This is a genomic window from Streptomyces sp. NPDC055103 (assembly GCF_053607625.1).
In genome coordinates, this window is sequence record NZ_JBSGTX010000003.1 from 55,564 (window position 1) to 77,519 (window position 21,956).

Sequence of the window (21,956 nt, forward strand, 5' to 3'; positions counted from 1 at the left end):
ACACCCCGGCCCCCGCACTTTCCCTTTGCCGCCCCTCGGGGGCCCCCGGGGGGGGGGGGGGGCGGGGGGGGGGGGGCCCCGGGGGGCCCCGGCCCCCGGTCGCCCTCCGAGTGCGAACAGCGGGCTCCGCCGCCGGGTCAAGGGTGGACGTAGGCCATCGGCTTCGCCGACTTGCCCTTGACGCGGTGGTGGAGGCCGCCACACTCGGAAAGAGGGCGGCCGCACCAGAAGCCCGTCGGAAGCCGTCACCCCACGGGGCCGCCCCCGCGCCTTCTCAGTCGAACCAGCGGTCCCTTGCCAGTTCCGTCGTTCTCGACGGGTCCTCCAGGAGGGCCGCTACCTCGAAGCGGCGGGGCCATTGGCCGGCCGACCAGGCCAGGCCGGCCGCTACGCCTTCCAGGGTGGCGGCGTGGAGGATGCCGTCCGGGGTCACCCGCCAGTCCAGTTCCACGCCCGCCGCGCGGAGTTCCTCGTGTTCGATGTAGGTGGCCGGGGTCGCCGGGCCCAGGAGGGCGTGGACCGAGGGCGGGACCTCGTGTTCCTCGCCCACCGTCGTCACCTCCGCCTCGAACGTCTCGCTCAGGCGGCGGACCTGCAGCAGTTCCGCCAGGTCCGCTGCGCGGGACGGCGCGACCGGGAGCAGAGGGGTGTCCCCGGTGAGGGGAAGCAGGTCCGGGGCGTCCGCCACGAGCGCTTCCGCCGCGTCCACCACCACCAGTTCCCCGTCCACCACCGCCCGCAGCTCGTCCGGGAGCGTGACCTGGTCCGGGTCCAGGTCCGCCAGCGCCGTGTAGAGCGCGTGCAGTTGGGGCGCCGTGACCTCGCGGGTCGGGTCCGCCAGGCGGGCGAGCAGTTCCGCCGCGCCGCCCGGTTCCTCCAGGAGCGCCCCCACCGACGTGCGGACGCCCAGCGCCCGCAGGACCTGCTCGTCGTCGAAGCCGGTCGCGTCGGCGGAGTCGTACAGGCCGATCAGCAGCGGGTCCGAGCCCTCGGCTCGCAGGCCCGCCGGGCGACGGCCGTCCAGGACCGGGTGGTCCCTGAGCCACCACGCCGTGTACGAACGGACCGTCTCCGTCGTGCCGTCCGGGAGGAGGATGCGTACGGGTTGGGTGAGGGCGTCGCGGAGTGGGGGCTGCGCCAGGAGTGCCAGCGCCTGCGGCCAGGCCTCGTCGTCGACCAGGTCCAGGTCCCGTACCGCCACGATCTCCGTCGCCACCGGCGGCACCGGCGACTCCGGCAGGCGGTCCAGGACGTCCTCGCACCACACGTCGACCGCGTCGAGCAGCCCGGCGTCGTCCGGCTCCGGGTAGTCGCCCTCCCTGGGCTCCACCTCGTCCGGGTCGAGCACCAGGTCCGTCGCGCGGATCAGGGTGAAATTCACCAGGACTCCGCAGGCCGCCAAGGGCTGTTCGCCCCAGCGGGACGCCAGGTCCGCCTCCACGTACGCCAGTTCGTCCTCGCGCATGACTGCCGCGAAGGGGGAGCCCGGCAGGACCAGTTCGCCCGCCGGGGAGAGTTCGCCGTCCTCGTCCGGGAGGGCCAGCGCGCCGAGCCACGGCTCCTCGCCCGGGTCGAGTTCCGCGTCCCTGACCAGTGCGAGGACCGTCTCCGCCAGGTCCTCCGCGTCCAGGGTGTCCGCGTCCTCGTCCCAGATCTCCCCCGCGTCGAGGGAGGCCGCGACCGCCGCCCGCACCTGCGGGGTCGTCAGGACCGCGCGGGGCGTGGCCGGCAGGGCGCCCAGCTTCTCCAGGAGCGGGTGCGCCGCCTCCGGGTGCGCCACCTTCAGGCCGAGGCGGGTCAGTTCGGCCGGGGTCCGCTCCTGCGGGAGGAGGACCTGGCGGGGGCCGATCGTCGTCCGGATCCGGACGTCCTCGTCGGCGTCGGCGTCGTTCGCCAGTGGCACCGGGAGGCCTGTCAGCCGGTCCGGGTCGACACCCGCGAGGGAGTCGTAGAGCCGCCACCACCACGTAGGGGCCCGGTCCACGCCGGCCAGCCGGTCGATCGCCTCCGTCAGCGGCACCCGGCCCACCCCGAGCGTACGGAGCTCGGGGCGCCGCTCCAGGCCCGCCGGGAGGAGCGTCGGGAAGACCTCGGCGAGGACGTCGACCGTCTCGGCGCCCGCGCCTTCCACCGCCTCCGCCTCGATCGGGCGGAGCGCGGGGAGCTCTTCGGAGGGGGACGCCGGTGCCAGGAACGCGACCCTCGGCAGCCGGTCGAGGATCGCCTCGCGCAGCGCCCCGTCGAGCGGCCCCTTGCCGAGCGGGCCGGGGACGAGGTCGAGGGTCGCGGTGGTCACCGGGTGCCAGTCGGCGAGGAGTTCGGCGTAAGCGTCGGCCGCGCGCTGCACCAGGAAGTCGGTGAGCGGGCCGGGCGCCGGGTGGCGCCGCGCGGTGTCCAGCGGCAGGGAGGCGATGAGCAGCGCGGGGATGCCGAGGGGCTCGTCGGTGGGCGTCGGGGCGTGCACGACGGGTTCGGTACGGGGGTGGCGCGGGGCGCCCTCCGCGTCCACGGGTACGGCCCAGGTGACGGACCAGTGGGGGCGGAGGCGCTCCTCCACCGGCCGGTCCTTGAGGAGTTCGGCGTCGATGGGCCCGGTGTGGGAGACGGTCCGCCAGCGGTGGGTGCCGGTCGCCGTGTCGTCGATACGGATGTAGCCGTCGTCCTCGGACCGGCGGAGGGTGCGTACGCCTTCCGCGGTCTCCACGACGATCTCCGCGAGGCCGGGGAGCGTGAGGAGCAGCGCGTCGTCGACCGACGCGAGGAGGCGCTCGGCCAGGTCGCGGGCGGCGGCGTCGCGCAGCGGGAGGACGACGACCGTGTCGTAGCCGTCGGGCGCGGTGCCCTCGGCGGGCAGCGGGAGACGCAGGAGGGGTACGTGGCCGTCCCGGCGGCGCAGTTCGTCGCCGAGGCCCGGGCTGTACCGGGCGGACTCGGCGGCGAGTTCACGGGCCTCCGCGAGGGACCAGCGGACGCCGCCGTGCCGGCCGAGGACGGCGGGCTCGTCGGTCACGGCGAGGACGGCGGCGAAGCCGACACCGAAGCGGCCGACGGCACCGGGGCCCTGCTCGCGCTTGGCGGAGGCGCGGAGCGTGGACAGCGACTCGGCGCCGGTGGCGTCCAGCGGGGCACCGGTGTTGGCGGCGGCGAGCATCGCGGGGCTCTCGTCGTCCGCGGGGTGCAGGGTGAGGCGGAGGCGGCCGGTGACGCCGGCGCGGTGGGCGGCGTCGGCGGCGTTCTGGGCGAGCTCCACGACGAGCCGGTCGCGGTAGCCGCCGAGCGCGAGGTCCTCCTCGGCGTTGGCGTCCTCCCGGAACCGGGCGGGCGAGGCGCCCCAGGCGTCGAGCACTCCCCGCCGCAGCCGTGCGGTGCCGAAGGGATCGGTTCCGTCGGTCGTCGTCCGGACGCTGACGCTCACGTCTGACTCCACTCTGCGGGGCGGTGATCGGGGGCCGATCGGGGTGGTGATCACGTACTGATCGGGGGGTGGCGCTGCCGGACCCGAAGGCCCGGGGCCCGAAAGGTACCGCGCTCCGCCCCGCCCCGGCCGCCGGGGCACGACCCCGCCCCGGGGCGCGCGGAAGCACGTCCCGGGGAGTCGTGACGAGTGGCCTTACGAGCGCCGTTACGCGGGGCTCGCGACAGGCGTCACGAGTGCCTCACGCGCGGCCCCACGAGCGCCGTTACGAGTGGCCCAGATCCTCGGAGAAGTCGTCGGGTTCCATCGTCGAGCCGGAGTCCTTGGCCGGGCGGAGCGGGAAGTCGTCCGCGGCCATCGAGTCGAGGACCGGGAGCGCCGGGCGCGGCGGCTTCGGCATGACCGCGGCCTCCGAGTGGCCCCCGCAGCCGTACGCGAGGGAGACGACGCGGCCGTCGGCCGGGGAGAACTCGTTGGCGCAGACGCCGAAGGCCTGCTTCAGCGAGCCGGCGAGCGGTACCAGGAACGCACAGGACTCGCAGGACGCGGGTGCCGCCTGGGCCATCGGGGTCTTCGCGCCGAAGTTCTCGTCCCAGCGGTCCGCGGCCACGTGCAGGCCGTACCGGGAGAGGACCCGGGCCCGGCGCATGCCGAGCTCCTCGGCGACCGAGGCGATCGTGCCCCGCGCGGGGGTACGGGAGACGATCTCGGCGTCCTCGGCGTCGAGGTGGTCCGCCAGCTCCTCCGAGACCGCCGAGTTCGGTGGCGGCGCGTCCTCGCCCGAGTAGCCGGGCTCCAGGCGCAGGTCGTCCTGCTCGGTGGGCAGCAGGTCGCCGGGGCCCATGTCGCCGGGGCGGAGGCGCTCGCTCCACGGCACCCACTCGGGCGCGAGGAGGGCGTCGGCGCCTGGCAGCAGGACGGTTTCGTCAAGGGTGATGTTCTTGGCGCGGGAGGCGCGGGTGACGGTCACCGCCCAGCGCCAGCCGCGGTAGCCGGGCTCCTCGCACTCGAAGAAGTGCGTGACGACCCGGTCGCCCTCCGCGACGACCTCGATGTGCGCGCCCACGATGCCGGGCGCGGCCGCCTCCTCGGCGGCCTCCCGGGCGAGGTCTACCGCCTCGACGCACAGGCGGTCGGGGGTACGCGTGGCTCGCGGGGTACGCGGGGTACCGCTTCGCGTCGTCGCAGCACTCACAGGTCTCGCTTCTCTCCTACGCCGTCTCACGGGTGCGCCGGCCGAGGGGCGGGAGCGAAGCCACGGGCGGCGGGCGGAGCGGACCAGGGGGCCGCATCGACGTCCGCGCACCCGACTTGTCTCGCATGTCTCGGGCACACCTATCGCCATCCATTCTGCGGGATGCCGAAGAGGCGCGCGGCCGAGAACTTCCGCCGGTGACGCGCTACGCACGCTACCCCGTTCGCGGGCCTCCGCCCACCTGCCCGCCTCAAGTGGCCCGGATCCCGGACGGTCCGGGGGCTTGGGGGGACCGGTTCCCGGGCCGATACGGACCGGTCCAGACCCGTCTCGCGAGCGGGCCGATCTCCGGCTCGCCGGGTCGTTTTCCGGCTCGCCGGGGCGTTTTCCGGCTCGGCGACCGCGCCGGAACAGGCTCCATACAGGCTCGCAACCGGCTCAAGTACCGCCGCCGTACCGCTGCCGGACCCCCTCCGTTCGCCGCGCCACGGTTCGTCCGGCTCGCCGGTGGGGCACTATGACGGAGTGGCAGCCGCACGGTCTCCCGCACGATCCGAAGATCATGCCGGACCGCTCAGCCGAGCGGGCCGGAAGGTCGGTCGCGCCCTGCACCTGCCCTTCACCGGGACCGCGAAAGGCATCCGTAAGGCCACCCACGCCCATGGCGCGGGCGAGTCGGGGCTCGGGAAGCTGATCGAGCTGCACGCCGTGAACGGCGCCGGCGACGTCATGATCACCGTCGCTCTCGCCTCCACCGTCTTCTTCTCCGTGCCCACCGACGAGGCCCGCGGCCGCGTCGCGCTCTACCTCGCCGTCACCATGGCCCCCTTCGTCCTCCTGGCCCCCGTGATCGGCCCGCTCCTGGACCGCATCCCGCACGGCAGGCGCGCGGCGATGGCCGGCGCGATGCTGACCCGCGCGGTCCTGGCGATCCTGATGTCGGGCGCGGTCGCCACCGGCGGCCTGGAGCTGTACCCGGCGGCGCTGGGGGTACTGGTGGCCTCGAAGGCGTACGGGGTGGTGCGCAGCGCGGTCGTCCCGCGCCTGCTCCCACCGAAGTTCTCGCTCGTGAAGGCGAACTCCCGGGTCACCCTCGCCGGGCTGCTCGCCACCGGCATCGCCGCGCCCGTCGGGGTGGGGCTGCAGCAGATCGGGCCCCGGTATCCGCTGTACGGGGCGTGCGCGCTGTTCCTGCTCGGGGCGTTCTGGGCGCTGCGGATGCCGCCCAAGGTGGACTCGGCGAAGGGCGAGCGGCGGGCGCACCTGCTGACGCACGGCGAGCGGAAGCCGAGCCTCCGGACGGTCGGTCCTTCGGTCCTGCACGGCCTGGAGGCGAACGCGGCGAGCCGCATGCTGTCGGGTTTCCTGATCTTCTTCCTGGCGTTCCTGCTGCGCGAGCATCCGCTCTCCGGGCAGAGCGCCGCCGTCTCCCTGGGCATCGTGGGTGTGGCGGCGGGCGTGGGGAACGCGTGCGGCACGGCGGTCGGCTCGCTGCTCCGGGACCGGGGGCACGGGCCCGAGGTGATCATCGCCACGATGATCACCGTCGTGTGCGGTACGGCGATCTGCGCGGCCATCTTCTTCGGCGGCGCGATGGTCGCCGTCCTCGGGGCCGTCGCGGGCCTCACGCAGGCCCTGTCGAAGCTGTCGCTCGACGCGCTGATCCAGCGGGACGTGCCGGAGGTGGTGCGGACGTCGGCGTTCGCGCGGTCGGAGACGGCGTTGCAGATGGCGTGGGTGGTGGGCGGCGCGATCGGCATCGCGCTGCCGCTGAACGGCCGGCTCGGCATGGCCGTGGCGGCCGGGATCCTGGCCCTCGGCGCGCTGCTCTCCGTCCGTGGGCTGCTCGCGGCGGCCCGCCGCCGCCCGGGCGGCCCACCGGGGCCGCAGGGCCGTCCCCAGGCACGGGTGGCGTAATACGAGCACGGCGGGGAGGTCTCCCGAGGTCACCGAGCGGCGGCACGCCGTACCCCGGCGTGGCGCGGGCGCGGCGGCCCGATAGCCTTCGGCTCATGACCGTTGCGTTCTTCTCCGGCTCGCGCCGCCGGGCCGCCGTAGCCCTCGGGGCCGTCTCCGCCGGGCTCCTCGTACTCACCGCCTGCGACAAGCCGACTCCGATCGCGACTGTCACGGTCGGGTCCGACTCGATCCACTCCGAGGCCGCCTGCTACAACGACGGCGACGCCATCAAGGAGTCGCAGATCCAGCAGTGCCTCAACAAGAAGGCCGAGAAGTCCATCACCGTGGCGATGGACGACAAGATCCGCTTCGGGGTCGACCCCGAGATCGCGGACAACGGCTGGACGATCTTCCTCGGCGGCCAGCAGGCCGAGCCCGAGCCGTACAAGAAGACCTACCGGACCATTCCGGCCAGCGCCTTCTTCTCCAGCCAGACCGGCGAGGCCACCGACAAGACCCAGGTGACCATCGTCGAGAACACCGGCAAGAAGCTGACCGGTATCTGGCACTTCCAGCTGAAGAAGGAATCCTGACCCGCCGGTGGTCCATCGGACGGTCCACCGGATCCTGATCGTGACGGCCGTGGCGGCGGAGGCGGACTCCGTCGCCGCCGGCCTCGGTCCTGACGCCCCGGACGCGTTTCCGGGCACGGCTCCGGGCACGGGGCTGGACTCAGCCCCAGCCACAGCTCCGGGGACCTCCTGGGAGCCCCTGACGCTCCCGGGCGGTCTCACCCTGCGCCGCCACGCCGACGGAGTCGATCTCCTCGTCGGCGGGGTCGGCCCGGCTGCCGTGGCCGCCGCGACGGCTACGGCACTGGCCCACGCCTCCGCCCCCGCCCACGCCTCCGCGTCTCCGGCGGGTGAGGGCTCCCCGTACGACCTCGTCGTCTCCGCCGGAATCGCCGGCGGATTCGCACCCCACGCCCCGATCGGCACCGTCGTCGTCTCCGAGGCGATCGTCGCCGCCGACCTCGGCGCGGAGACCCCCGACGGCTACCTCGCCGTCGAGGAGCTCGGCTTCGGGCGGTCCACGCACCCCGTACCGCGCTCCCTCACCGGCCCCCTCGCCGCCGCGCTGCGCGCCGGCGCCCGGCCGCACACCGTCGCGCCCGTCCTCACCGTCTCCACCGTCACCGGCACCGCGGGACGCGCCGCCGAGCTGGCCGCGCGCCATCCGACGGCCGCGGCCGAGGCGATGGAGGGCTTCGGCGTCGCCGAGGCCGCCGCCGCGTACGGCGTGCCCGTCGTCGAGATCCGGGCCGTGTCGAACGCCGTCGGCCCCCGCGACCGCGCCGCCTGGCGCATCGGCGAGGCCCTGGACTCCCTCCGGCAGGCGTTCGCCCTGCTGGGCCCCGCTCTCTCCCCGTTCTCCCTGGAGGCGAAGTGAAGCTGAAGATCGCCTACTCGCCCTGCCCGAACGACACCTTCGTCTTCGACGCCTGGGCCCACGGCCGCGTCCCGGGCGCCCCCCGGCTCGACGTGACCTTCGCCGACATCGACGTCACCAACGGCTGGGCGGAGGGCGGCGCCGACGACCACGACGTCCTGAAGGTCTCGTACGCCGTCCTGCCGTGGATCCTCGACGAGTACGCGCTGCTGCCCTGCGGCGGCGCCCTCGGCCGGGGCTGCGGGCCCCTCGTCCTCACCAGGGAGGCGGGCAGCGGGGCCGACCTCGCGGGGAAGACCGTCGCCGTGCCGAGCGAGCGCTCGACCGCCTACCTCCTCTTCCGGCTGTGGGCGGCCGAGAGCGTCCCGGGAGGCGTCGGGAACGTCGTCGTCATGCCGTTCCACGAGATCATGCCCGCCGTCCGCGACGGCAAGGTCGACGCCGGGCTCGTCATCCACGAGGCCCGCTTCACCTACCAGGAGTACGGCCTCCACTGCCTGGCCGACATGGGCGAGCACTGGGAGGCCACGACCGGGCTCCCGATCCCGCTCGGCGCGATCGTCGCCCGCCGCTCCCTGGGCGAGGAGGCCCTGCGGCTGCTCGCCGATTCGGCCCGCGCGTCCGTACGGATGGCCTGGGACGACCCGGTGGCCTCCCGGCCGTACGTCCTGGAGCACGCCCAGGAGATGGACCCGAAGGTGGCCGACCAGCACATCGGTCTCTACGTCAACGAGTTCACGGCCGACCTGGGCGAGCACGGCTACGCGGCGGTCCGCGGGCTGCTCACGCGCGCCGCGGCCGAGGGACTCGTACCGCCCCTCGGCCCGGACGCGCTGGCGTTCCCGTAGAGGACCCGCTCAGACGTCGAGCTGGTCGGCGACCGCGCGCAGCAGGCCGGCGATCTTCTTGCCCTGGGTCTTCTCCGGGTAGCGGCCGCGCTCGAGCGCCGGCGTGATGTTCTCCAGGAGCGTCGTCAGGTCCTGGACGATGGACGCCAGTTCGTCGGGCTTGCGGCGCTGTGCGGCGGCGACGGACGGGGTCGGGTCGAGGATCGTCACGGAGAGCGCCTGGTCGCCGCGCTGACCGGCGACGACACCGAACTCGACCCGCTGGCCTGGCTTCAGTGCGTCGACTCCGGCAGGGAGCACCGACGAGTGCACGAAGACGTCGCCGCCGTCGTCGCGGGAGAGAAAGCCGAAGCCCTTCTCACTGTTGAACCATTTGACCTTGCCGGTAGGCAAAGCACGCACCCCATTCCACCAGTCAGCCGAAACACTGTCGTCGCAGGTCAGGCCGTCCAGCGCTTGCTCGTGCCTGCCGTCGCTCGAAGCCTCCCCAGCTCTGTACCCCCCGTCAAGCAGCTCCACCCATCCCGGCCGGCAGTCGTGGCCGGGATCGATCGCGGCTCGCCGGGGGCGAGAAGGCACGCACATCACAGCACACGCACGGGACCCCCCGAGAGGGGATTACCCCCGGACGCACGACAAACCCTTTGACAGGTCGGGCCTCCGGAGGCGCCGCCAAGACGCTGCCGGATTGTTCCTCCGGCCCGGGAACTACCCTGGCCGGATGCGTACTGAATCCCCCGCCGTACCGGTGAACGACAGCGCCCCGGGTGACGGCCTCGTCAAGGTCGGTGTCGTTCTCTTCGGGGTCGGGGCGGTGGCGACGCTGGTCACGGTGGCTCCGCTGTTCCTCGGGACCGAGCCGTTCCCCACCGTCGCGTACACCGTCTCCATGCTCATGGGCGTCGGATTCGCCGTCGCCGCCGCCGGGGTGCTGCGGTCGATCGCGGCCCAGCGGCGGCAGGCCCGGGAGGGTGCGGCCACGCCGGTTCAGGCGCGGTAGGCCTCCAGCCACTCGCGGAAGTCCGTCAGGTCCGTGAGGACCACGTCCGCGCCGGCCGCGCGCAGCTCCTCGGGGGCGCAGGGGCCGGTCGCCACGGCCACCGCGACGGCGCCGGCCGTGTTCGCGCCGCGGACGTCCCCGACGTGGTCGCCGACGTACACCTGGGCGCCGTGGGCGCGCAGGGCCTCGGCCTTGCCCTCGGCCCAGAGGCCGCCCACGACGGCGTCCGGCTCGATGCCGAGGTGCGTGAGGTGCAGCTCGGCGTGCGGGCCGTTCTTGGCGGTGACGACGATCGTGCGGCCGCCCGCGTCCCGTACGGCCTGGATCGCGTCCCGGGCACCCGGCATCGGCGGCGAGGGCTCGATCGCGTACGCCGGGTAGAGCGCGCGGTAGCGGGCCACCATCTCCGTGACCAGCTCCTCGGGGAACCAGTGCGCCATCTCGTGTTCGAGGGGCGGGCCGAGGCGGGTGACGACCAGGTCGGCGTCGATCTCGGCGCCGGTCTCCGCGGAGAAGGCCTCCCAGGCCGCCTTGATGCCGGGGCGGCTGTCGATCAGCGTCAGGTCGAGGTCGAAGCCGACGGTGAGCGGGGCCGGGGGCGTCGACGGCTGCTGCTGCTGCTGCTGCTGCGAAGGCTTCTCGGTCGTCGTCATGGGGCCATTCTCGGGTACCTCCGGGCCCGGGTGTTCGAATAATCGGTGCTGCTTACACTGAGGCCTGCCTTACCGAACCTCCCAGCTCCCGTATCGAACCTCGCGCCCCCGCTCTTCCGCCGATGGGTCCCCATGCCAGCCGCTTTTCCCTCCAGACGGGTCCTCGCGACCTCGGCGGCTGTCGTCGCCCTGCTGCTCGCCGTCCTCCTCAGCCTCGCCGTGGGCGCCCGCGCCATCGCCCCCTCGACCGTCCTCGACGCCCTGCTGCACGGCGGTACGGGCGACGACGCCGAGGTCGTACGGCAGCTCCGCGTCCCCCGCACCCTCATCGGGCTGATGGTCGGCGTCGCGCTCGCCCTCGCCGGCACCGCGCTCCAGGGCATCACCCGCAACCCGATCGCCGACCCCGGCATCCTCGGCATCAGCCAGGGCTCGTCGGTGGCCGTCGTCCTCGCCATCGCCTTCTTCGGCGTGCACGACCTCAGCGGGTACGTGTGGTTCGCCTTCGTCGGCGCCGCGCTCGCCTCGGTCGCCGTCTACGCGATCGCCTCCGGCGGGCGCGGCGGGGCGACGCCCGTGAAACTGGCGCTCGGCGGGGCCGCGATCAACGCGCTGCTGCTCTCCGTCACCACCGGCGTCCTCACGACGCGGGCCTCGGCGCTCGACGAGTTCCGGTTCTGGCAGATCGGCTCGCTCGACGGGCGCGACGCCGCGATCGTCGGCCAGATCTGGCCCTTCCTGCTGATCGGCGCGGTCCTCGTACTCTCCGTGGCGCGCGGCCTCGACGCGCTCGCGCTCGGCGAGGACGTGGCCAAGGGCCTCGGGCAGCGGGTCGCGACCGTGCGGATCGTCGGCGGTCTCGGCGCGACCGTCCTGACGGGCGCCGCTGTGGCCGCCGCCGGGCCCGTCGCCTTCGTCGGCCTCGCCGTCCCGCACATCGCGCGGGCCGTCGTCGGCTCCGACCACCGCTGGGTGCTGCCGATGGCCGCGCTGATCGGGCCGGTGATGCTGCTCGTCGCGGATGTCGCCGGGCGGATCGTGTTCCCGCCGGGCGAGGTGCCCGCCGGGGTGATGACCGCGCTGATCGGGGTGCCGTTCCTGGTCACCCTGGTGCGGCGGAAGGCGGTGCCGGCATGACGGCCTCCCTGGTGAGGCCCGCCGGGTACGGGCTCGTGCGCGCCGGGCGGGGGTCGTTGCTCGTCCACCGGCGTTCGGCGCTCGTCGCCACCGGGCTCCTCCTGCTGCTGGCCGCCGCCTCCGTCGCGTACCTCTGCGTCGGCGAGCGGTTCGTCGGCCCCTCGGAGGTCGTACGGATCCTCCTCGGGCAGCCGTCGCCTTCCGCCTTCGTCGTGGCGGAGCTGCGCGAGCCCCGGCTCGTCGTTGCCCTCGCCGTCGGCGCCGCCTTCGGGATCGCGGGCGCGCTCATCCAGACCGTCGCCCGCAACCCGCTCGCCAGCCCCGACATCATCGGCATCAGCCAGGGCGCGGGGGCGGTCACCGTCGCCGCGATGACCTTCGGCCTCGCCTCGTACGGCGTGCTGCCGTACGTGTCGATCGCGGGCGGGATCCTCGCCGCCGGGCTCGTGTACGTGTTCGCCTGGCGCGGCGGGCTGCACGCGACCCGCTTCGTGCTCATCGGCATCGGCTTCGCGATCGCGCTGCGGTCCCTCATCACCCTCTTCATGACGAAGGGCGACTACCTCGTCGCCCAGCAGGCCCAGGTCTGGATGACCGGCTCCCTCAACGGGCGGGGCTGGGACGAGTCCGCGCCGATCCGGTGGACGCTGCTCCTGATGCTGCCCGCCGTGCTGTGGGCCGCCCGCGCCCAGCGGACGGTCTCCCTCGACGACGACACGGCGACCGCGCTCGGCGTCCGGCTCGGTCGGGTCCGCCTCGGGCTCGTCGCCGTCGGTGTCGTCCTCGCGTCCGTCGCGACGGGCGTCGCCGGACCGGTCGACTTCGTGGCCCTGCTGGCCCCGCAGATCGCCCGCCGCATGACGCGGACCGCGCAGATCCCGCTGCTCTGCTCCGCGCTCACGGGCGCCGTCGTCGTGGTCGTCGCCGACCTGCTCGCCAGGCGGCTCCTCTCCCCCGTCGAACTGCCCGTGGGTGTCCTCACGGCGGCGGTCGGCGCCCCGTACCTGATCTGGCTCATCGTCCGGAGCCGAACGGAAGGCAAGGCATGACGAGCACGAGCAGCACGAGCGAGAGTGCCGGCAGGGGTGTGGACCGGGGTACGGGCGCGGGCACCGGGACGGGCGCGGGTGCGGGCGCGAGCAGGCTGGCCGCTCGCGGGCTGACGCTCGCCTACGAGGACCGCACCGTCGTGCACGACCTCGACCTCGCGATCCCCGACGGCAAGGTGACCGTGATCGTCGGCCCCAACGCCTGCGGCAAGTCCACCACCCTCCGGGCGCTCGGGCGGCTCCTCAAGCCGGCCGGCGGAGCCGTCCTCCTCGACGGCGAGGAGCTGGCCAAGCTCCCCACGAAGCGCATCGCCCGCTCCATCGGGCTCCTTCCCCAGACGCCCGTCGCGCCGGAGGCGATCACCGTCGCCGACCTCGTCTCCCGGGGCCGCCAGCCCCACCAGGCCTGGTGGAAGCAGTGGTCGGAGGAGGACGAGCGGGCCGTCACGGACGCCATGGCGCGTACGGACGTGACCGCGCTCGCCGACCGGTCCGTCGACGCGCTCTCGGGCGGCCAGCGCCAGCGCGTCTGGATCGCGATGGCGCTCGCCCAGGAGACCGACCTGCTCCTCCTCGACGAGCCCACCACCTATCTGGACATCTCCCACCAGGTGGAGGTCCTCGACCTGGTGCGCCGCCTCAACCGGCTGCGCGCCCGGACCGTCGTCCTCGTCCTGCACGATCTCAACCAGGCCGCCCGGTACGCCGACCACCTCGTCGCCATGAAGGCCGGGTGCGTGGTCGCGGAGGGCCCGCCGGAGGAGGTCGTGACGGCGGAGCTCGTACGGGACGTCTTCGGCCTGGAGGCGGTCGTCGTCCCGGACCCGGTCACGGGCTCGCCGCTGGTGGTGCCGGGGGCGCCGTGGCACGCGGAGACCGGCGCGTAGAGCCGGGTCAGTGCTTGCGGGAGCGCCAGAGGAGGAACAGCGCCGAGGCGACCGCCGCGCCCCGCAGGACCCAGGGCCAGGTCTCGGCGATCGCCGCGCTCATCGCGGGGCCGCCGGGGGCCACGGCCTCGCCCCAGCGGCCCTCGACGCGGCCCCACAGCCAGACCACGCCCGTCGCGGCGGCCAGGCCGGGGACGACGAGGACGGCGCCCTTGACCTCGCCGGGTGTCAGACGGCGGGAGGCGTACGCGATGAGCCAGCCGGCGGCGAGCGCGACGAGCGAGCCGAAGACGGCGCCGCCGAGCAGGAGCAGCGCGGCGAGCAGGACGAAGGGGTTCGCGAGGCGGGGACGGGCGGGGACGGCCTCCGGCTCGTCCAGCTCCTCGTCCTCCTCCAGGTCGGGGGCGGGGGCCGGCTTCCGCCGCAGGACGACGCGGGCGAGACGGCGCCACCGGCGCGGAGCGGCCTCCTCCTCGCCCTCGGACTCCTCCTCGTCGGCCTCGGGGGCCGGGGGCTCGAAGAGGTCCGGCCGCTCGATGCCGCCGACGAAACCCGGGAGCCCCTCGGTCACGTCGATGTCGGTGGCGTGGGTGGCGTCGGTACGCCACCAGTCGGGGTCCAGGCCGCCGCCGGCGCGGGACGACGGCTCGGAAGTGGGGGAAGGCGGGGAGGACGGGGACGGAGGGGACTGCGGGGACTGCTTGGCGGAAGGCTTCACGGACTTCGCGGCAGGCTTCGCGGGCTTGGCAGAAGGCTTGGCAGAAGGCTTGGCGGAAGGCCTCGCGGTCCTCGCCGTACCGGAGCGCGGGGACGGCACAGGTGCCCCGCCCTCCCCCGCGGTCCCGCCCGGGCCGTCCTCCGCCCGTTCCACCACCTCGTCCGGCGTACCCAGCGCACCGAGGATCCCCCGTACCGCCGCCGGGCTCTCCTCGCCGTACGTGGCGCGCTGCCGGTCGATCTCGTTCCGCAGCGTCGACACGAGCCGCGCGCGATCGTCCGCCGGCAGCTGCCGCTGCTGTGCCAGATCGCCGACCCGGCTCAGATAGTCGTAGACCAACTGGTCGCTCTCGATCCCCACAGTGCCCCTCCACAGCCGGTTCGCCCGGTACGCCCCGACGTTAGCGCGCGGGCAGGGGCTAACGTGGTGCGGATGGGGATCGGTGAGCTCGACCGGGAGGCGCACGTGGCCGAAGCAACTGGCGCCGCCGCGGCGCCGCGCACGCTCGCGGAAGCGCTGCGCGCGCGGGGCGACGACGGCCTGGCCGCGCTGCTGCGCGCCCGGCCCGACCTCCTGAGCCCCGTGCCGAACGACCTGACGCAGCTGGCGACCCGTGCCGGTACGCGCGGTTCGGTGATCCGGGCGATCGAGCGGCTCGACCGGTTCGCGCTCCAGACGGCCGAGGCGCTCGCGGTGGCGCCCGACCCGACGCCGTACCCCGTGCTCCTGGCGCTGCTCGCCGGTGACGAGGGCGATCCGGAGATCGAGGCGGCGCTGCCGGGCGCGGTCGCGCTGCTGCGCGAGCAGGCGCTCGTGTGGGGCGAGGAGGAGCGGCTGCGGCTCGTGCGGACCGCTCGGGAGCTGCTCGCGCCGTCGGCGCAGCACCCGTCGCCGACCGGGCTCGGGCCGACGGTCGCCGAGGCCACGTCGGGGATGTCGCCGGGCCGGGTACAGGAGATCATCGCGGCGGCCGGGCTGACGTCGACGCACGATCCGGTGTCGGCGGTGGCGGTGTTGACGGAGCTGTTCACCGACCGGACGCGGATGGGCGAACTGCTCGACACGGCGCCGCCGGAGGCGCTCGCCGTGCTCGACAGGCTGGTGTGGGGCCCGCCGTACGGAGAGGTGACGGCGAACCCGGCGCCGCCTGTGCGCTGGCTGCGCGACCGGGGGCTGCTGCTTCCGGTGTCGCCGCGGACGATGGTGCTGCCGCGCGAGGTGGCGCTGCACCTGCGGGGCGGGCGGGCGCACCGGTCGCCGGAGCCGCTGCCGCCGGAGCCGGTGGTGCGGCGCGAATACCGCCCACAGGTTGTGGACAGCGCCGCCGCCGGGCAGGCGTACGTGGCGCTCGCGACGATCGAGGAGCTGCTGAAGTCCTGGGACCGGGGCGGCCCGCCGGTCCTTCGCGCGGGCGGCCTCGCCGTACGCGACCTCAAGCGGATCGCCGCGGCCCTGGACGTCTCCGAGGCGATCGCCTGCTTCTGGCTGGAGCTCGGTTACGCGGCGGGGCTGCTCGCCTCGGACGGCGAAGCCGACGAGCGGTACGCGCCGACGCCCGCGTACGACGACTGGCTGGACCTGCCGCCCGCCGAGCGGTGGGCGCGGCTCGTCACGCCGTGGCTGAGCGCGACCCGCACGTCCGGTCTGGTCGGCGACCAGGACGCGAAGGGCCGGACCCTGTCGGTGCTCGGCCCTGACCTGGACCGTTCGTCCGCGCCCGAGGTCCGCCACCGGGTGCTGCTTCTGCTCGCGACCCTTCCGCCGGGCGCCGCGGCCGACCCCGAGTCGCTGCTCGCCCGGCTGCGCTGGGAGCGGCCGCTGCGGGGCGCGGAGGGCTCGTCGTCGGCCAGTGGGGCAGGCCTGCGGTCCCGGATCGCGCGGTGGACCCTGGAGGAGGCCGAGCTGCTCGGGCTCACCGGGCGCGGCGCCCTGTCCGGCCCCGCCCGCGCGCTCCTGAACCTGCCGCTCGCCGAGGCCGCGTCGCCCGCCGAGCCGGGCGGCGGGGTGGAGGTTTCGGTGGCCGCGACGCGGGCGGCGACACTGCTCGCGCCGCTGCTCCCCGAGGCCGTCGACCACGTCCTCCTCCAGGCCGACCTGACGGCCGTGGCGCCGGGGCCGCTGCGGCGGCACCTGGCCGACGCGCTGGGGGTCCTCGCGGACGTGGAATCGAAGGGTGGTGCGACGGTCTACCGGTTCACGCCCGGCTCGGTGCGGCGCGCGCTCGACTCGGGGCAGACGGCGACCGACCTGCACGAGTTCCTCTCGAAGCACTCGACGACACCCGTCCCGCAGCCGCTCGCCTACCTCGTGGACGATGTCGCGAGACGCCACGGGCATCTGAAGGTCGGGGCGGCGTCCGCGTACGTGCGGTGCGACGACGACACCGTCCTCGGCGAGATCCTGGCCGACCGGCGGTCCGCGCCCCTGGGCCTTCGCCGCCTCGCGCCGACGGTGCTCGCGGCGCAGACGGACCCGGTGTCGCTGCTCGAAGGGCTGCGGTCGATGGGCTACGCCCCGGCCGCCGAGTCCGTCGAGGGCGACGTCCTGATCGCCCGCGCCGACGCGTACCGCACTCCGGCCCGTACGGCCCCGGTCCCGGTCCCCGACGGCCCGCCTACGCCGGACACCACGCTCCTCGGGGCAGCGGTCAAGGCGATCCGGGCGGGCGACCGGGCGGCGACGGCGGTCCGCAAGGAACCCACGACCCCGACGACCGCCGGCGCCCTCCCCCGCACGTCGGCGGCCGAGACCCTGGCCACGGTCCAGGCGGCCGCGATGACCGGCTCGGCGGTCTGGATCGGCTACGTCAACGCGGAGGGCGCGGCGAGCCAGCGGGTCATCGCCCCGGTCCGCGTGGAGGGCGGCTTCGTGACGGGCTACGACCACACGGCCGACGAGGTCCGCACGTACCCCCTGCACCGCATCACGGGCGTCGCGGAACTGGCGGACGACCAGGTCTAGGGAGTGTCCGACCAGGTGTCCGGCCCTGATCGGCCGGACGGCTCCGGACAGCTCCGGACAGCTCTCCCTAGGAGTCGACGTTCCCGGTGAGGAGCATGACGAGGAAGACCATCCACCCGACCGTGGAGACCATGTAGGGGAAGAGGACGGCGGCCCCCGTACCGAACGCGGCGAGGACGACCCGGGCCCGCCGGCGCCGCCGGGTCCGGGCGAGGAACCAGCTCGGAACGAGCAGCGCGAAGGCGACGACCAGGCTGCCGACCAGCATGAACGGCGCGGCGGCCCACATGTCCTGCGTCCCGGAGACGGCGTACGCGCCCAGGGGCGAGACGAGCGTCCCGACGAGCGGCGCGGCCCACCACCGCGCGTCCGGCTCGTCACCGGCCGCCGCGACGACGAACGACGGGTGGGGTCCGCGGGCGGAGGTGCTCCGGGCGTCCCGGGCGAGGTTCGCGTTCATGTCCCCATCCCACAGCGTCCGCCGTCCCGCCCCCAGCGCGCGCGTACTCATCCGGCGTACGGCGGGTACTCAGGGCGCGGCGCCTCCGGGACGACCGGCCGTCGCCTCGCACCACGCGGGGCTTCGCCGTACAGCTGCCGGAGGAGGGGTCCACGCCCCGCCCAGGATCGGCCGCCATGCGCCACACTGGAGGATTGGCCGCCGTCATCGGGAGCGGCCCGGGAAGGACTGATCGCGCGTAAATGGGCCTCTCATCGTCCAAGCGATCAGGGCGGATGCACATATCTAGCACGCCAGGGCACACAGCGGAAAGCCCCGTCCGGCTGCGTTGCTCGCCATCACCGAGCGGGGCCGCCTGGTGGGCGTCACACGCGCTGCACGCCGCTGGTCGGGACAAGCCACTCTCGCCCCCCACCCTCGGGCCACAAGAACGCCGTGGGGCGCTTGCGGCGCTCTCCGGGTGACTCGGCGGGGTCTTCGTAGTCCCGGATCACGTCACGCAGGATGCCGACCCGCCCGACGCCATCCCTGACCGGCTTGCCGATGTCCGCCCGGGTGACCATCAGTGCCCCTCGGGGTGGCGCCGCATGTAGACGTTGCAGTCGGTCACGGTCGTCCAGTCACCCACGACGCGAGAACGGTCCCGCACGGCTGCCAACTCGACGCAGCCGGCGCAGCCTTCAACGGGGGTCGGCTCCAGGTCCAGTCGCAGCGGCAGTTCAACCGGTGGGGTGCTGTATCGCGTGGGTTCGGTCATGGCGTGAGCGTCACCCACCCTCGCGGACGTATCTCCCCCCGCACGCCGCCCAGTTGAGACGTTCGACGCTAGGGTCGAAGAAAGCCCAAAAGGCCACGGCGAGGGGATTGACTTGAGCGCCGCTCTTCAGTCCGCCTATGGAAGGCGCAGGCATGTCCACGCGCCAGTTAGCGTACCGGGTGGGGGTATCCGCGAAGCAGGTGGAACGATGGCTGAGCAATGCTGATCTGACACCACACGCAAGGAACCGAGCGGACGCCTGTCGGGCGCTGGGAGTGGACGAAGAGATGTTGTGGCCGAAGGCTGTACAGGAACGCGTGAAGACCGGCACCGATCGAGAGCTGGTCCACAGCTACCCGTACCGGTCCGCGTGCCCGTCAACGATCTGGACGGAACTCGTCGAGTCGGCACGCACGGAACTCTTCCTCGCCGGCTACACGAACTACTTCTTCTGGACCCAGGTGCCCCACTTCGCGGACACGATCCGACGCAAGGCCGAGGCGGGGTGCCGAGTGCGATTCCTCGTGGGCGACCCGGACGGCGAGGTGACCCGACAGCGGGAGACAATCGAGGACGTGGCCCTGTCCGTCTCCACCCGCATCAGGATCACCCTGGAGCACCTGGACCGGCTCGGCCCGCTCGAAGGGGTTGAGGCACGCGTCTCCGCCCCACTGGACGCCATCAACCACGTGAGCCTGTCCGTGTTCCGCTTCGATGACGAAGCCCTGGTGACACCGCATCTCGCCCGACTCGTAGGCCATGACTCACCACTCCTGCACCTACGCCGCCACAACAGCGGGGGCATGTTCGACCGATTCGCAGAACACGGCGAGGAACTGTGGGACCGGGCTGCGTCTCGGGGCCCCGAAACCCGTACGTGAACGGACCCGCCACGCCCCTGGCCACCCTTACCCCTCAGATCCGAACACGAGAGAGACCGTCCACCGTCAGGGGAAGACGGCCTCTCCGATCGGGTTGGGCTGCTCGGCTTCGCTCAGCGCCCGGTAGAGCGTCGCGCGGGACACCCCGATGGCGCATGATGACCGCCATGGATAGCGCGGGCGAAAAGATCAAGATCTGGTTCCGGTTCGTTCCCCGCGAGGGATGGTTCCCTCAGGACACTGAGGGCTTGTGGGCCACGAAGCTCAGCGCGGACACGGCTTGCGTGCAGAACACCCCCTTTCTTCAGGACGGGGTGTCCGAGGGCGACACAGTGCGGTTTCAGACCGACCCTGACGGGCTCCACTGGGGTATTGGGCGGGTCAGCGCCTCCGGCAACTGCGCGATTCGCGTCGTAGCCATCCCCTCCGGCCCGCTGGGGCACAGCCCTCTTGCAGTACATCAGCGGCTTTCGCCGTTCGGGCTCGGAGGCGAGGTCTTCAGCGAGGACTTCCCGATGGTGGCCTTCAGCGTGCCGGCCGACGCCGATTTCGCTGGGATCAAAGCACTGTTGACGCGGGGGCAGGAAGAAGGCTGGTGGCACTACGAAGTGGGCTGCGCCACCGAAGCATGGTGGAATGCCTGACCTCTGCGGAATCGCAGCCCCTCTCGCACAAAGGCCCTGATCAGCCATGTGAGAGTTTTCCCTCCCTGCCGCTCTGGCGGGAAGAGGGGAGGGGGTACCTCCCTGGGGCCACGTCCGGCAACACGACACCCCGCCCCCTTCTCGGACTGAGCGCGCTTCGCATCACGCAAGGCTGCCGCTGTCGTCCGTCCTGAGCGCGTCAGCAAAGCGGGCGCCCACGATGACGGGATGACGGATGAGGCCCTTGATCTGTTTTTCTCTTATTTTTCTATGTGCAATCAAAAAAGTAGGGAGAACCGTCATCTCGTCATCGCTCTGCCGCTGAGGGAGTAGCGAGCCGACGGCGACGACAGGGAGCGGGCACGGCCCGCCACCAGGGCTTCCCCAGTGACGGGCCGCGAACGGCGCTCAGGCGGGCTCAGGACAGCTCAAGCTCCCGGGCTACGGCGCGTTGTATGACCGCCTCGACGTCCTTGCCGTCAGCGTCCGCGCGGCGGATCTCGCCGTCCTCGCCGAAGTGGACAGCGAGGCGGGACACGTCGAGCTTCGGGCCGCCCTTCCGGGACATGCCGACTTCCACGAACGCCCCCGCGTTCAGCAGCAGATCACGCTTGCCCGCCGTGTCCGCGTCCTTCCAGAGCTGTGCGTGAGTCCGGCCGGTCGGGATCGCCTCCACTCCCGCAGGCTTCGCGGTGCGCTGCCTCTCGTTCAGCGAGGCCAAGCGCTCCTCCAGCTTGGCGTACTGAGTCGCATACCTCGCGGCGCCCTCATCGCCCTTGAACAGTCCACGGTCGTACCGGTCCTTCTCCAGGTCTTCCAGCGCCTCTCGGGCCTGCCGGATCTGCGGGCGGAAGTCCTCACCCACGTGCTCCACCATGCGCACCACGGGGAACGCGCCGAACTTCTCCAGGAACAACGCCGTGACGTGCTCCTCCATGCCCTCACCCGCGATGCTCACGCCGTAACAGGTGAGCGCAGCGCCCGCCTGACGGGCCTTCAGGCGGCCGATGCACCGATAGCGGATACGACCCTTGGCGACGTACGTGTACATGCGGTTGTGGCACACCGCGCAATAGGCGATCCCCCGCAGCAGGGCCGTTCCCTCGCGTCGCCGGTCGCCCGGATTGGCTCGCCGGCTCAGCTCGTCCTGCAATGCCTGCCAGGTGTCCATGTCCAGGATCGGCGTGCGGTTGACCAGCGGCAGCCCGTCGGTCATCAGGATCGGCTTGCCGTCCTCAATCACCTGCCCGAGCAACTGAGGGTTACCGAGAAGGCTCCGCAGCGTGGAGGGGTACCACCGCTTGGAGTCGCTGCGCTTGCCCGTGGTCTGCCGCGAGGAGTGGCCGGGCGAGGGCTTGTCGGACTCCGTGAGATCCACTGCGATCTTGAGCAGTGAGTCCTTGTCCAGGACCCGTTCGACGATCTCGCGGATCGTCTTCGCTTCCTCGGGGTTGATCTCCAGGACCTTCCCGGCACCGTCGGGGTTGGGGACCACGCAGTAGCCGTACGGCACCCTGCCGCCCGTATAGCGACCCTCCCGGCGCAGGTGCTCGTGGGCGCTGGAGACGCGCATGCCGATCGTGTCGGACTCCAGCTCCGCGAAGACCGCGATCACCTTCGCCATGGCGCGACCCATGGATGACGTGAGGTCCAGGGGTTCGCTGGCGGATGCCAGGGCCACGCTCTCCGCCTGCGTGATCTTCATGATCTCCGCGAAGTCCACCGTGGACCGGGCCAAGCGGTCGATCTTGAAGAACACGATCACGTCGAACTCGGCGAGACGGGACAGGATGCGCTGCAGCCCCGGACGGTCAAGGCCGCGCGAGTAGCCGGACACGTCGATGTCCTCTTCGACGGATATGACCTTCCACCCTCTGGCCTGGCACAACGCCTCGCACGCCGCCCGCTGACGCTCCGGCGAGGTAGACTCTTCTGTTTCCCGCGAAAGGCGGACATAGATGGCCGCGCGCATTCCCGACGCGTTGGCCGGGATGCCCTTGGGG

At 73.1% G+C, this 21,956-nt stretch carries 19 protein-coding genes; 11 read left to right on the forward strand and 8 right to left on the reverse strand.

Going from position 1 to position 21,956, the window contains the following annotated elements; translation table 11 throughout:
• Positions 1-274: 274 nt before the first annotated feature.
• Together ACWFR1_RS03325 and ACWFR1_RS03330 are read right to left on the reverse strand one after the other, a co-directional pair.
• Positions 275-3,427 (reverse strand): sacsin N-terminal ATP-binding-like domain-containing protein, encoded by a 3,153-nt coding sequence (locus ACWFR1_RS03325; RefSeq protein ID WP_453545908.1) that lies wholly within the window; start codon positions 3,425-3,427, stop codon positions 275-277.
• A 253-nt stretch (positions 3,428-3,680) separates the two neighbouring features.
• Complete coding sequence (locus ACWFR1_RS03330) at positions 3,681-4,610, reverse strand: DUF3027 domain-containing protein (RefSeq protein ID WP_453545910.1); 930 nt, start codon at positions 4,608-4,610, stop codon at positions 3,681-3,683.
• A 525-nt stretch (positions 4,611-5,135) separates the two neighbouring features.
• Here ACWFR1_RS03330 and ACWFR1_RS03335 point away from each other — a divergent pair.
• The 4 genes from ACWFR1_RS03335 to ACWFR1_RS03350 all read left to right on the forward strand — a co-directional run bounded on the left by ACWFR1_RS03335 (position 5,136) and on the right by ACWFR1_RS03350 (position 8,806).
• Positions 5,136-6,527 carry an MFS transporter gene (locus ACWFR1_RS03335; RefSeq protein WP_453545912.1) on the forward strand — a complete coding sequence of 464 codons (1,392 nt, stop codon included), beginning with the start codon at positions 5,136-5,138 and terminating at the stop codon, positions 6,525-6,527.
• Between the two features lie 95 nt (positions 6,528-6,622).
• A complete protein-coding gene (locus ACWFR1_RS03340; protein ID WP_453545914.1) occupies positions 6,623-7,102 on the forward strand; it encodes a DUF2771 domain-containing protein in 480 nt (159 codons plus the stop codon).
• Positions 7,103-7,109: 7 nt separating this feature from the next.
• The gene (locus ACWFR1_RS03345) at positions 7,110-7,958 is read left to right on the forward strand and encodes a futalosine hydrolase (protein ID WP_453545916.1); all 849 of its coding nucleotides are present in this window, start codon (positions 7,110-7,112) and stop codon (positions 7,956-7,958) included.
• Positions 7,955-8,806: a 1,4-dihydroxy-6-naphthoate synthase gene (locus ACWFR1_RS03350; RefSeq protein ID WP_453545918.1), complete on the forward strand. Its 852-nt coding sequence runs from the start codon at positions 7,955-7,957 to the stop codon at positions 8,804-8,806. The genes ACWFR1_RS03345 and ACWFR1_RS03350 overlap by 4 nt, the downstream gene beginning before the upstream one ends.
• Before the next feature lie 9 nt (positions 8,807-8,815).
• On the opposite strand, the gene ACWFR1_RS03355 is transcribed toward ACWFR1_RS03350, so the two are convergent.
• Positions 8,816-9,199: a cold-shock protein gene (locus ACWFR1_RS03355; protein WP_376395963.1), complete on the reverse strand. Its 384-nt coding sequence runs from the start codon at positions 9,197-9,199 to the stop codon at positions 8,816-8,818.
• A gap of 328 nt (positions 9,200-9,527) precedes the next feature.
• On the opposite strand from ACWFR1_RS03355, the gene ACWFR1_RS03360 reads away from it, so the two are divergent.
• On the forward strand, positions 9,528-9,806 hold the full coding sequence (locus tag ACWFR1_RS03360) for a hypothetical protein (RefSeq protein ID WP_453545920.1): 279 nt from the start codon (positions 9,528-9,530) through the stop codon (positions 9,804-9,806).
• On the opposite strand, the gene ACWFR1_RS03365 is transcribed toward ACWFR1_RS03360, so the two are convergent.
• Positions 9,794-10,459 (reverse strand): HAD family hydrolase, encoded by a 666-nt coding sequence (locus ACWFR1_RS03365; RefSeq protein ID WP_453545922.1) that lies wholly within the window; start codon positions 10,457-10,459, stop codon positions 9,794-9,796. The genes ACWFR1_RS03360 and ACWFR1_RS03365 overlap by 13 nt on opposite strands.
• Positions 10,460-10,591: 132 nt before the next feature.
• Here ACWFR1_RS03365 and ACWFR1_RS03370 point away from each other — a divergent pair, with 132 nt between their 5' ends.
• From ACWFR1_RS03370 to ACWFR1_RS03380, 3 genes are read left to right on the forward strand one after another with little or no spacing between them, the layout of a single operon-like run.
• Complete coding sequence (locus ACWFR1_RS03370; RefSeq protein WP_453545924.1) at positions 10,592-11,596, forward strand: FecCD family ABC transporter permease; 1,005 nt, start codon at positions 10,592-10,594, stop codon at positions 11,594-11,596.
• Positions 11,593-12,645: a FecCD family ABC transporter permease gene (locus tag ACWFR1_RS03375; RefSeq protein ID WP_453545926.1), complete on the forward strand. Its 1,053-nt coding sequence runs from the start codon at positions 11,593-11,595 to the stop codon at positions 12,643-12,645. The genes ACWFR1_RS03370 and ACWFR1_RS03375 overlap by 4 nt, the downstream gene beginning before the upstream one ends.
• On the forward strand, positions 12,642-13,532 hold the full coding sequence (locus tag ACWFR1_RS03380; RefSeq protein WP_453545928.1) for an ABC transporter ATP-binding protein: 891 nt from the start codon (positions 12,642-12,644) through the stop codon (positions 13,530-13,532). Before ACWFR1_RS03375 ends, ACWFR1_RS03380 begins: the two co-directional genes overlap by 4 nt.
• A 7-nt stretch (positions 13,533-13,539) precedes the next feature.
• Here the strand turns inward: ACWFR1_RS03380 and ACWFR1_RS03385 are convergent, their stop codons facing one another.
• Positions 13,540-14,610, reverse strand: a complete 1,071-nt coding sequence (locus tag ACWFR1_RS03385; protein ID WP_453545930.1) for a hypothetical protein — start codon at positions 14,608-14,610, stop codon at positions 13,540-13,542.
• 72 nt (positions 14,611-14,682) lie between these two features.
• Here ACWFR1_RS03385 and ACWFR1_RS03390 point away from each other — a divergent pair, with 72 nt between their 5' ends.
• Complete coding sequence (locus tag ACWFR1_RS03390; RefSeq protein ID WP_453545932.1) at positions 14,683-17,211, forward strand: helicase-associated domain-containing protein; 2,529 nt, start codon at positions 14,683-14,685, stop codon at positions 17,209-17,211.
• 67 nt (positions 17,212-17,278) lie between these two features.
• Here the strand turns inward: ACWFR1_RS03390 and ACWFR1_RS03395 are convergent, their stop codons facing one another.
• On the reverse strand, positions 17,279-17,671 hold the full coding sequence (locus tag ACWFR1_RS03395) for a hypothetical protein (protein WP_453545934.1): 393 nt from the start codon (positions 17,669-17,671) through the stop codon (positions 17,279-17,281).
• A 562-nt stretch (positions 17,672-18,233) separates the two neighbouring features.
• Positions 18,234-18,428 carry a hypothetical protein gene (locus ACWFR1_RS03400; protein WP_453545937.1) on the reverse strand — a complete coding sequence of 65 codons (195 nt, stop codon included), beginning with the start codon at positions 18,426-18,428 and terminating at the stop codon, positions 18,234-18,236.
• A gap of 287 nt (positions 18,429-18,715) precedes the next feature.
• Here ACWFR1_RS03400 and ACWFR1_RS03405 point away from each other — a divergent pair, with 287 nt between their 5' ends.
• Positions 18,716-19,309, forward strand: a complete 594-nt coding sequence (locus ACWFR1_RS03405; protein ID WP_453546213.1) for an XRE family transcriptional regulator — start codon at positions 18,716-18,718, stop codon at positions 19,307-19,309.
• A gap of 155 nt (positions 19,310-19,464) precedes the next feature.
• Entirely contained in the window at positions 19,465-19,953 is a 489-nt protein-coding gene (locus ACWFR1_RS03410; RefSeq protein ID WP_453545939.1) for a DUF4265 domain-containing protein, read from the forward strand.
• A gap of 418 nt (positions 19,954-20,371) precedes the next feature.
• On the opposite strand, the gene ACWFR1_RS03415 is transcribed toward ACWFR1_RS03410, so the two are convergent.
• Positions 20,372-21,925, reverse strand: a complete 1,554-nt coding sequence (locus ACWFR1_RS03415; protein ID WP_453545942.1) for a recombinase family protein — start codon at positions 21,923-21,925, stop codon at positions 20,372-20,374.
• Positions 21,926-21,956: the final 31 nt, after the last annotated feature.